General features: G+C 46.5%; 8 protein-coding genes and 1 riboswitch. All 8 genes read right to left on the bottom strand.

Going from position 1 to position 11,185, the window contains the following annotated elements; genetic code table 11:
• Positions 1-597 precede the first annotated feature (597 nt).
• Positions 598-1,350, bottom strand: a complete 753-nt coding sequence (locus T472_RS17530) for a hypothetical protein (RefSeq protein WP_023383451.1) — start codon at positions 1,348-1,350, stop codon at positions 598-600.
• Positions 1,351-1,392: 42 nt separating this feature from the next.
• Positions 1,393-2,472, bottom strand: a complete 1,080-nt coding sequence (locus T472_RS17525) for an ABC transporter substrate-binding protein (RefSeq protein ID WP_023383452.1) — start codon at positions 2,470-2,472, stop codon at positions 1,393-1,395.
• 21 nt (positions 2,473-2,493) lie between these two features.
• Entirely contained in the window at positions 2,494-3,312 is an 819-nt protein-coding gene (locus T472_RS17520; protein WP_023383453.1) for an ABC transporter ATP-binding protein, read from the bottom strand.
• A 2-nt stretch (positions 3,313-3,314) separates the two neighbouring features.
• A complete protein-coding gene (locus T472_RS17515) occupies positions 3,315-4,322 on the bottom strand; it encodes a FecCD family ABC transporter permease (protein ID WP_023383454.1) in 1,008 nt (335 codons plus the stop codon).
• Positions 4,323-4,350: 28 nt separating this feature from the next.
• The gene (locus T472_RS17510; protein ID WP_023383455.1) at positions 4,351-4,887 is read right to left on the bottom strand and encodes a molybdopterin-dependent oxidoreductase; all 537 of its coding nucleotides are present in this window, start codon (positions 4,885-4,887) and stop codon (positions 4,351-4,353) included.
• A gap of 60 nt (positions 4,888-4,947) precedes the next feature.
• Positions 4,948-5,063, bottom strand: a riboswitch (molybdenum cofactor riboswitch).
• A gap of 359 nt (positions 5,064-5,422) precedes the next feature.
• Positions 5,423-6,745, bottom strand: coding sequence for a 6-phospho-alpha-glucosidase (locus tag T472_RS17500; protein ID WP_023383457.1), 1,323 nt, complete (start codon positions 6,743-6,745; stop codon positions 5,423-5,425).
• A gap of 64 nt (positions 6,746-6,809) precedes the next feature.
• Positions 6,810-8,441: a PTS transporter subunit EIIC gene (locus tag T472_RS17495; RefSeq protein ID WP_023383458.1), complete on the bottom strand. Its 1,632-nt coding sequence runs from the start codon at positions 8,439-8,441 to the stop codon at positions 6,810-6,812.
• A 30-nt stretch (positions 8,442-8,471) separates the two neighbouring features.
• The gene (locus tag T472_RS17490) at positions 8,472-11,033 is read right to left on the bottom strand and encodes a glycoside hydrolase family 38 N-terminal domain-containing protein (protein WP_023383459.1); all 2,562 of its coding nucleotides are present in this window, start codon (positions 11,031-11,033) and stop codon (positions 8,472-8,474) included.
• Positions 11,034-11,185 lie beyond the last annotated feature (152 nt).

Raw genomic sequence — 11,185 nt, 5'->3', positions numbered from 1 at the left:
TGACTGAGGAATGCAAGGACCAGCAAAAATCGCGGTTGATTTAGGATACTGTCCCGAGGACTACAGCCTTGCTCTGGATATTTGAATTCTTCTGTGCAGCGATTAGCGCTGGAAAACCATTGAGACTATTGCAGATGCAGAATAGAAGCGTTTGGCATTGCTGGAAGGGCAGAAGCAGTTTGCAGAAAAACCAGTAAAATGCGCTGAAAATACGTGTAATGACAAAAACCGACCCAGAGGGTCGGTTCGCATACGCTTTAAGATATGTTGTCCTTAGATTGTGCGATTCCGGCTCTGATGCATCCTACAGAACAAAAATAGCACTTACAATAAACAATATCAAGATTATCACTTTTTGACATATGAACGACATTTGGTTTGTAGTTGTCAAAACAGGCCCGCGATGCATGTTTCAATGCCCTCAAACCGTTGCGGCCCATACATGATTAAAATTGTTTGCATATCAGGTGGATTTGCAGTGAGAGCCATTTTTCAACTGTTCATTTACTTAATACATTGTTTATCAAATATTTATATCTTTCCAATATTGAAAGTGATAAGCCACGGGAATTACTGGAGCAAAATACAGTTATCCTACTATCCCGAAATGCTCTTTATATATTCCATGGGGCAGGTTTGCCATGGGGCTTCCTTGTCTGCGGCCAGGTTCTGGCATACAAGGAGCACTGATCTGCCATACATATATACGCCCTTGACCTTTTCTCCAAGAAGCACTTTCTCATCACCGTCGAGGGCAATGCCATCCTTCGTGGAAACGACCTCTATGGTTGAATTGCTTAAGATATCTTTTACGCTCTTTATCTGGTTCTTCTCGTCTTCAAAGTACTTGCCCCTTACCCTTCCATCAGTACCCTTGAGCCTCAGGCCTACTCCCGCCAGGGCACCTATTACGCCCATTCCGGTGCCTCCGTGCTCTGAGAGATGTATTCCGAGCCTGTCAGCCAGTGAATAGGCATCATATTTTGTCAGGACAGTGCATTTTGCGTCCTTTCCGAATTCGATGAGGCTTAAAGAGTCATTGAGCTTATCAGTGACTGCAGCACATAGTCCGGGATCTGAGCCAGGTTCGCTCATCTCTTCCAGGAACCGGCCGGAAAATCCTATGATTTCACTTAGTGCATCCTCTTCCACATCAAGGGTGAAGGACATTGAGCTGTTGTGGGATGTGTATGGCACATCAGGATGCACAAACAGCTGGTGCCTCACTATGTAGCCTCCCTTGCCCCAGCCTCTTGACTCAATCTCACCTATGAGCATCGCTGCAAGCTCTCCCGTTCCTCTTGTGCTTGTTATGTTGTCAGTGTCATCTATGCAGAAGATCGTCTTCATCCTGTGGCTCCTTTCATAACTATACTAAACATCTTGACCGGTCTACTTAGGGATCCTCATGCCTGATCCAGTGAGTATGTCTGCTACGGCCTCTTCAGAAAGTTCTATGCCGAAGAACTTCAGATAAAAGTCCTTTGTCTCTGCTGACATGTCCAAATCCGTGAACCTGTCAGGGTAAAGTGCCTTTGCTGTCCAGAGGATGGCAAGCGGGGTCTCAAGAGAGCCCGGATGTCCCCATCTGGATATTCCGTTTGGCATCTTGAACACTTTGCCTGACTTGACTGCTTCAAGAGCTGCCCATTGTTCATTTGTAGTTATATACTCCAGGGCTGCATCCTCATGAGCCAGGATCACATCAGGCTCCCAAAGGTATATCTGTTCAAGGCTAGCAAAATACTTGTTGTCGGTGAACCTTAGGTCGCTGTTGACAGACACGTTGACCGCACCTGCGGCAGCAGTCCACTCTGCCGGAAGGGTATCCTTGAAATCTGTCCTTGTGGCTTCATTCACACTGTGGAAGACCCTTACCCTTTCAGCCTCTGGTATCTCATCGATTACCGCCTTGACCCTGTCGATAGAACCCTGGTAAAAGCGAAGGTACTCATCTGCTTCAGCTTCCTTCCCAAGTGCCTTTCCTATGATGCCTATGGCTTCCATCTGCTGCTCCATGGTCGTATCACTGATTATGATATATGGGATACCTGTCTTGTCCAGCTGTTCTATCTCCCTTTCGTCCTTAGCGGTGTCTTCCCTTATGAAAATAAGGTCAGGGTCAGATTTAATGAGCTCCTCCACATTTATCTTGTCCGCACTGAGCGGTATGAACGCCGTTAGTATCTCAGGAACCATCTGGGTCAGAAGCTTGTCTCTCTTGAGACCTTCAACCGCCGCTACTATGTCAGGACCTTTATCCAATAGTGTAGTCACATGACCTGTGAATGCATACAGGCATGCGACTCTTTCCGGATCCACAGGTACATTGACCTCTCTCCCGAAGGAATCGGTAACGGACACCATGGCGATGCTTTCAGTCTGAACCGTAGGGTTTGTCTTCGTTTGGCAACCTGATGCTCCAAGTAAAAGGAGGGTCAATGCCAATATTGCTCCAAGTCTCTTCACCATCTGTATGTTACCTCCATAAAATCAGCGGCATGACGATTCAGACCTTATGGACACGATCTGCCTCAGTATCTTCTGCTCCTCAGTCTCGCAGGCAATCACCCTGCTGTCCATACCAAATACCACCCGCATGTTCTCCTCTGTGAATACATCCGAAGGCTTTCCTGCCAGCAGATTGTTCTCATAACCCATCAGGAGTATTTCAACTGGCAGGTTCTTATACTCAAAGAAGAATCCCTGGTTAGGGAAATGGGTGGCCATGAGTATCGCGAGGTTCCTTTCCTTCGCAAGATGTGCGATGGTTTCAAGTATGGCAATGTCATTCTTGAAGTCAAGATGGCTCGTGGGCTCATCAAGCACAATTACCGGCGTTTCCTGGGCCAGGGCTCTTGCAATCATTACAAGCTGGAGCTCGCCGCCGCTGAGCTGAGTATATGGCCTGTCCCTGAAATTACCTATCCCAAGTGCATCAAGTGCGTTTTCAGCAATCCTGATGTCTGCTTTTCCCGGCGAACCGATCATTTTGGTGTAAGCTGCCCTTCCCATCAGAACGAAATCAATGACCTTGTAAGGGAAGGTCTTCTCATGCATCTGAGGTACGTATGCCGCGTATCTTGCAAGCTCTGAGGGCTTCATGCTCTGAGAGTTCTTTCCACCGATGAGTATCTCACCCTCGTCAAGCTTCAGGAGACCAAGTACACATTCAAGGAGCGTGGACTTTCCACATCCGTTAGGTCCGAAGACACAGTAGATTTCCCCTGGTTCCACCTTGAATCCTATGTTTTTAAAAATTCTTCTTTCCCCGTAGCTGAATCCAGCATTGTTTATCTCAATAATCGCCATATTTACCAGCCTTTCCCTTTCGTCTTCTTCAGCAGATAAACGAAGAAGGGCGCACCTATAAGTGAGGTGAGTATTCCGAGTGGTATCTCAGAACCCGTCAGATTCCTCGCAAGAAGGTCAACAATAATCATGAAGCTTGCCCCGAGGGATATGGAAACAGGAATCAGCGTCCTGTTGTCATTGCCTGCAACCATCCTTCCGATATGCGGTATGACAAGGCCAACCCAGCCTACTATTCCGCTAACACATACAGCACCTACAGTCGACAGTGTAGCGAACAGGATTATCAGGCTCTTCGTGACCCTGGTGTTAATCCCTAGTGTCTTTGCCTCCTTGTCACCCATGGAGAGGACATTTATCCTCCATCTCAGGAGAAACAATCCTGATATGCCTATGCCTATGGGAATGACCGCGAAGGCCACATCCTTGTACCGTGATGAAGCAAGGCTTCCCATGAGCCAGAACACTATGGTAGGCAGCTGGTCCTGGGGGTCGGCCGCAAACTTGACAAGTGAGATCAGTGAGGAGAATATCTGAGAAACAATGACCCCGCTGAGTACCAGCATGATCGATGGTGTCGTCTTGTATATCGTACCGATCAGATAGCTGAGGATCACCGCTGAAAGTCCGAAAAAGAATGCAAACGGGTATATGTAGAATGACTGGCTGAAGATGAGTATTGCAAGCGCCGCTCCGAATCCGGCACCGGAACTTACGCCAAGCATTCCAGAGCTTACCAGTGGGTTCCTGAAGAGGCCCTGGAAAGCAGCGCCGCTCACAGCAAGGCTTGAACCTACCAGAGCGCCGAGAAGCGCTCTGGGAAGTCTGATATCCCATACTATGGTCGTCAGGACATCCATCTCAATACCTGGTCCGCCGAACAACCTGCTCCAAAGTATCTCAACTATCCTTCCGAACGAAATCGGATACCTTCCGATGAAAAGCGAAAGGAAAATAAGGATGAAGGGACTGGTGAACAAGACTGCGTATGTTATCTTCCTTCTGATCACTGCCACCTCCCCGAATCCAAATCAGCAACTACTTTATGACTGTTATCCTTGTTACGTTCACAATCCACCAGTTAGGACCTTTTCCATCCACAACCAGCTGCACAGGGCCGATTCCCTCTTCTAGTTCCTTGCCATCAGCCTTGAAGCCAAGGAGCGCCTTGCTTGATGAAATCAGGTCAGGTGTATATTCCTTGAATGTGCCGTCTGAAGATTCAACCTTGACTGTCGTGTATGTCTTCACCCCGTAGTGTTCAAGCACCTTTTCAAGTGATACGCCATCCCACTCCTGTGCAGGAAGTGATGTATCCTTGTCCTTTACACTTGCCTTCTGCTTGATAAGACCGACCTTCGCCGCTTCTGCTTCATTGAACACTGCAGGTGATTTTTCAACCCCCTCGATTGCAATTTCCCATTCTCCATCAGCCTGAGCACTGGTTGGTGCTGCGGTAGGTGCAGCTGTCGGCGCTGTTGTCGGAGCCGGTGCCTTTGCACCGCATCCTGTTACTGCGATCATCACAGCGGCAAGCGCGGCAGCAGCCATAATGTTTACCTTGATCTTCTTCATTCTCATTCCTCCAAAACTAAAATTTATGAAAAAAAAGAAACAAATCACGGTGGACTTGTTCACTTCAAATCATCTTCTCCTTTCCACCCTGGGAGGCCAGCCAGTTTCCCGGAAGACCCACGACCTTGACCCCATGCTGAAAGTTTAGGGATTAAGGTTCGGAGACAATATTCAATTAATTCAATGATACAGGCGCAGTTGCAGCAAAGTCAAACAATATTTCCATATATTGTTAATATCATTCAAAATCAGACCAGTCACCTGAAAAACAGGCTCCTGCAGGCACCGACCCTTTTTTTGCTCCTGGCAATTTGCTCAGCAATACAGATATCAGGAATATCGGAAGGTCAGCAGCCTCATCAGAACATGGCAGACTAAACCTCAATTTGCGTATCAAACCCATATATTTAGATTAATCTCATATACTTGTGTTTCATTCAAATTTTCGGATTGAAAAAAAAGTTCTTCCACTAATGGAAAAACTTTAATGAAACCAATATGAACCCTATGAGGGTCTGAACAGGTTCCGGATTAGTTACTTAAGCTCAGGCCAGTAGCCTTCGTTGGCAGCTATCAGAGCATCCAATATCTTCCTGGCCTTTTTTGCGTCCGTTACTATCCTGTTCAGGGTCAGTGCCTTAAGTGCCTTATTGTATGACCCTTCAAAATAGGCATCGACCGTAAGCTTCTCAAAGGCAAGCTGCTGCTCGATCATCCCTTTGTAGAAAGTATCTATCTTGCCTACACCGAATGGCCTGGGACCGTTTATCCCCAGGCAGGCTGTTACCTCCACCATGGCATCGTCCTGGATGTTGCTTATCAGGCCGTTATTCTCAACAATGACCACATAAAGGCTGTTTTTGTTGAATGCGATCGATTCTGCAACTTCAACAATCATGTCCCCGTGTGCATCGTTGTGGACTACATGTGCATTCTCAACCGTACCCTCTGCAGCAACTCTTCTGCACTCCTCGAATACCCTTTTCTCCCTGCCATTCATGACCTCGTTTGCCCTGGTATGGTTCGGGTCCATCTTTGAGGCCTTGTATTCAGGGTACAGGTAGTATTGAAGATATGTGTTTGGCAGGTATTCCGGGAAATCATTCAGCATGTCCTCTACCATTGCATAGGTATCCAGCCATGATTTGTCCCTTTGCTCTGCATCTGCAGGCGCAAAGCCTCTGTCCCTTACTATCTGCTTTATGACTGGAACCATATCAGCACCGTTCTTGTCGTAGAGGTGCTTGAACCACCCGAAATGGTTGAGACCGAAATATACCGGTTCGAATTCATAAGGGTCCATACCAAGTATCTTCCCGTATGACCTGAGAAGATTCACTGGCTGGTCGCATATGTTTAGGATCCTCTCATCATCATTAAAGACCCTGTTCACTGCTTCAGCCACAATTGCAGCCGGATTGGTGTAGTTCAGTATCCAGGCTTCCTTTGAATGCTTCCTTACATCTTGTATAAGCTGAATCATGTCCCTTATGGACCTCAGACCATAGGCAAACCCTCCAGGACCGCATGTCTCCTGGCCTATCACACCAAACTGAAGAGGAAGCTTCTCATCCTTTTCCCTCATTTGGTATCCGCCTGTCCTCATCTGACAGAACACGAAGTCAACATCCCTGAAAGCAATTTCCTTGTCTGTAGTGTACGTGAAATCCAGGCCAGCGTATCTTTCCTTAAAAAGCACCCTGGCAAATTCTCCAATTACCGCCTGCCTCTCTCCGTTCGTATCATACATGACAAGTTTTCCGAGTGGAAATTCATCCTTCTTCTTTACCAGACTGTTAAGAAGTCCAGGAGTCCAGGTGCTTCCTCCTCCAACGATTACGATATTATACTTTTTCATAAGTCCCCCTTGCGAGATTTGACCAGGAAAGACCTTCCATTACAAAAGGTCTTCCCTGGTACATTTATCCCAATTTCTTGTCAGTATTTCTTAAAACAAATACATAATTATCTACTATGTTTCTGATTTTGGTGATCCTGCCGCCATACACAACATGAATCGTAGACTTGTCTGGTCTTATTATCCCATTGGGATTGGTCTTCTTTATGAGGTCCTCATTGATCTTGTTCGTATCGATGACTTCAACTCTCAGCCTGGTTATGCAGTTATCGATATCAGTTATGTTGTCAAGTCCGCCAAGGCCTTCAATGATATATTCAGCAGTCTGCCTGTCCTGTTCGGAAATGGAGGCTGCCGCTCCTGTTTCCTCTTCTTCCGTGAAGTCACTATCCTTCCTTCCGATCGTCATTACATTGAACCTGGTTATGATGAACCTGTACGTGAAGTAGTACATTGCAAAGAATATAGGTCCTGCGATAAGGTACAGGTACCACTTCGTCTGGGCACCCTGAAGCACGCCGAATACGAACCAGTCTATTATTCCACCCTGGATATTTCCTATGGCAGCTCCGAAAATTGCCGGTACCAGGAATGCCAGTCCTGCAAATATCGCGTTTACTATCCAAAGTATCGGGGAGATGAATATGAATGTGAACTCTATCGGTTCAGTTATTCCTGTCAAAATGACTGCAGTTACACCGGCTATGAAGAATTTGAGGACTCTGTCCCTCTTTTCCGGTAAAGCTGAGTGATATATTGCCATCACTGCAGCAGGCATTCCGAATACCATATGAAGTATCTTTCCCTGTGCAAGGAACTGTGTAGCCGCTGGAGAGAAAGGCAGCTGATGGTCAAGCTGGTAGAGATATATCTGGAGAGCTCCGACAAGGGATTCTCCATTGACAGTCTCAACGCCGCCGAGTGCTGTAAATCTGAAGGTCTGGTTCAATATGTGATGAAGCCCGGTCGGATTGATCACCTTTTCTGTGAATCCATACAGGAACACTCCAAACATCCCGCTTTCGCTGATAAGCTTACCCATTGAAATTATTGCTGTATTAACGATCGGCCAGACAAAAGTCAGTGCGATTCCTACCACTACCATGACAAGTGCCGTGACTATCGGAACAAACCTCTTGCCGCTGTAGAAGGTAAGCGAAGGGTGCAGTTCGGTCTCCCTGAACCTGTTGTGCAGATATACACCCATGAGGCCTGCGATGATACCGCCAATGACATTCGTGTTGTATACAAAGATTCCAAGAACGTTTGTGAACAGTGAATTCCTGAGAGTCGCGTCAACCTGGGAAAGACCTCCTGTCTTCATCAGATAATCCACTGAAGTTGTAGCTCCTGTGAATCCCTGCATCTGAAGTACGTAGCTCATGCCCATGAGCATTGCGATGTATCCGACAGCTCCTGCATATACCGAGACACCCTTGTCCCTTTTTACCATTCCCAGCGGGATTGACATTGCAAAGAGAAGCGGCAGCTGACCAAATGGAAGTCCTGCTATCCTACGAATAAGTCCCAGTACTGTCTGAACAGTCTGATTGGCAAGGAAGGGAATGGACCCAATAATGTTCTTGTTTTGAAGTGCAGCCGCAAGCCCCAGGAAAATAGCCATGAATGACAACAGGCTGATCGGGAACAGCAGCGACTTGCCGAAGCTCTGAAAGTTTTTCTTGAAATTTGACATGATCTCGCTCCTTTAATATTTATTATTGGATTAATTGCTGACAATGACATTAATGATCTCCTGTGGCCTCAGTACAACATTCCCAACTGACTCCAGCTTCTCTTCCATGGCACTGGCTCTATATGACCCATCTGGCAGCACAACTGAAATCTCAGTGTTTTCCGGGTTGAACAGCCTGATGAATCTATCTCCTGTCTTTTCAGTGAGCTTCACAGCCGAAACAGCTGCTTTTCCAAGTTCCATGTTAAGGTGTCCTGCAGGTTCCTTCAGTTCCTTTCTCGCATTTATGTTGAACCTGTTGAATTCCTTTTTCTGATATCCAATCAGCGGAGACAGGAACTTCTTGCTTTCCCTTGATGGGTTCACTTCATTCAGATTGAACGAAAATGCAAATCTGAATGAAAATCCAACATCCGTCAGCTGATTATCAGGTGTCTCGATCTCAATGCCTGAAGGTCTGCCAGGTCTGTTGACCAGGTTCCTTTTACCGAGGTGTGAGAAGCATCTGAATAGAGTAAGGTGGATCCTGTCCTCAAGTACCTCATACTCCTTCAAGCCATCAGTAAACAGGTACACATTCCTGCTGCCCTCAGTCAGATGGACGAAGCTCTGGAATGTCTCGACACTGATCGGTTTCTCAGCCCATTGTTCCTTTTCCCAGACTGCCAGTTCCTCGGTCATATAGACTGGCTTATTGTGTGCAGACAGGAATCCGTCAACATGTGCCATATCAGTTTCAATGCCAGTTGAGAATACCAGCCTGTATCGTGAATCCTTGACATTATTCACATGTTTTAGCTTTGAATATACTTTAGGGTCGTTGTCATAAAGCCTGAATGAAGCGGTAAACGCGGCCAGTGTATCATCAGTGCCGTTCATTCTTCCTGCCATGTCTGAAGGCACGTTCATCGTCCATGAAACCCTTAGTTCTTCAAAGCCTTTCCCGCTTACCTTTTCAGCGCTGATCCTGCCTGACTGCGTCGTATCAAGGATCCTGTCAGGCACTGGTGGTGAATAATCATAGCTGTCGCCGGCATCACCGGAGTTTTCTATGAACAATACGTTCCTTCTCAGCTGTCCGGTCCTCAAGTCCCTGTAGTTCAATGAGTTGTCTGATACGAACAGCTCTCCCCACTGGTTCTTTATGGAGTTCTCAGATACCCTTTCAACTGCATTGTATCCACCATTCTCGATGACCTTGAAGTACCTTGTGCTCAGTCCGTCGATCCCATCAACCTGGAGCGATATTACGCTTTTGTACACTTCAAGGTCAAGCAGCCTTGCTGCAACCTGACGGTCAATGAGTCCGGCATCAACTTCGCTCTGCTTTAATATGGTGAATTCGAGCTTCCTTCCAGCCTCATCTATAATATCGAAGCCCCTTGACCTGGTGATCATCTCAACTTCAAGATATTCGTCCTTCCTGTGTTCTGGCAATGTGTTCACGATAACAATCACATTCTTTTCGTCTCTCTTAGCTAACGTGAGAAGCCTCAGATGCAATTCAATCTGGGTATCTATCATTTCCCTGGCATTCATCAACCTCTGTTTGATGTCCCTGTTCACCTTGTCAGAGTTGCATCCGCCAAGGCTGTCATGGGCATGCACCCCGAACAGGGTCTTGAGGATATTCTCTATTACTCCATGGGGATAAGGAATGCCTGCATCAGAGCCAATTACTGCCAGTGGCTCCAATGAGTTATACAGCTTATGCTCAATTTCGGAATTCAGCAGTTTGATGTCCATTCTTGTCGACCCGATTGTCCTGTGTATCCTTGAATGCCTGCTGTGAGTAAGCTCCCCTCTTACAACCTCAAGGTCAAGGCCTTTAAGCGTATCCATATAGGTTTCAAAATCAGAAACCTCAATATTGTCCTCCGGATATATTTCCCTTAGCTTTCGCACAATATCAATGATATTGGATTGGATAGGCATCTGGTCATGGCCGTTCATCACCAGTCTTCCTGTGCCTGCTGAATACTTGTCTAGTACTGCCATAAGCTTCCTGATTCTTGCTTCCAGCTGCGGTCTGTCTTCTTCAAGATACTTTGCACCCTGATAGCCTGTAGAAAGGTTGCCTCCGAATATACGTGTACCGTCTATCCCTTCCCATGTGAAATCTGATTTATCCGCCTTCAGTTCACTGAAGCCTCTCCAGAAGAATGTTGAATTTATCCCGAACTGTGAATATATTTGAGGCATTTGACTTGAGTGTCCGAAAGTATCCGGAGCATACCCTACCAGCATCGGTTTCCCGAAGTCCTGCGCTCTTTTGATTCCATAGTAAAGGTTCCTGTATACTGACTCGCCGTGGACCAGGAGCAGATCTGTTTGTGTGTACCACGGTCCGACCCTTAGCTGCCTGTTCTCTATCAGGTTCCTCATTCTGCTTTCAGCATCAGGCTCCAGTTCAAGATAATCGTCTATCATGATGCTTTGCCCATCAAGAATGTAGATATGATCCGGATTTTCTTCAAGGAAACTCATGACTTCCTGCATGTGATTTCTTAACAGCACTTTGGTCTCATCTTTTGTGAAGTACCACTCGCGATCCCAATGTGTGTGCATGAGAATCTTAATGTTCCTGTTCATCTCATTACCTCCTTGTCATTACAGCCTTAGTATAACGGTTGCAGGCACCCTTTCTCTCCAACTTCCTGGATAATTATCCGCAAATAAAATCCCACCTCAATTTCTCAAGGTGGGTTATTCTGAGATCCTTATAATTAAACCGTAACTTTTCG

Origin of the sequence: Youngiibacter fragilis 232.1 (assembly GCF_000495435.3) — a bacterium.
GTDB classification, from domain to species: Bacteria; Bacillota; Clostridia; order Clostridiales; family Clostridiaceae; genus Youngiibacter; species Youngiibacter fragilis.
Note: the sequence above shows the minus strand (reverse complement) of the source record. Positions and strands in the feature narration are given on the sequence as shown.

What these genes read in the sequence shown, in the direction of transcription:
- T472_RS17495 (WP_023383458.1), bottom strand. Translation starts at nt 8,441, where the DNA reads ATGTCAAATTTCAAGAAAAACTTTCAGAGCTTCGGCAAGTCGCTGCTG.
- T472_RS17525 (WP_023383452.1), bottom strand. Translation starts at nt 2,472, where the DNA reads ATGGTGAAGAGACTTGGAGCAATATTGGCATTGACCCTCCTTTTACTT.
- T472_RS17510 (WP_023383455.1), bottom strand. Translation starts at nt 4,887, where the DNA reads ATGAAGAAGATCAAGGTAAACATTATGGCTGCTGCCGCGCTTGCCGCT.
- T472_RS17530 (WP_023383451.1), bottom strand. Translation starts at nt 1,350, where the DNA reads ATGAAGACGATCTTCTGCATAGATGACACTGACAACATAACAAGCACA.
- T472_RS17490 (WP_023383459.1), bottom strand. Translation starts at nt 11,033, where the DNA reads ATGAACAGGAACATTAAGATTCTCATGCACACACATTGGGATCGCGAG.
- T472_RS17520 (WP_023383453.1), bottom strand. Translation starts at nt 3,312, where the DNA reads ATGGCGATTATTGAGATAAACAATGCTGGATTCAGCTACGGGGAAAGA.
- T472_RS17500 (WP_023383457.1), bottom strand. Translation starts at nt 6,745, where the DNA reads ATGAAAAAGTATAATATCGTAATCGTTGGAGGAGGAAGCACCTGGACT.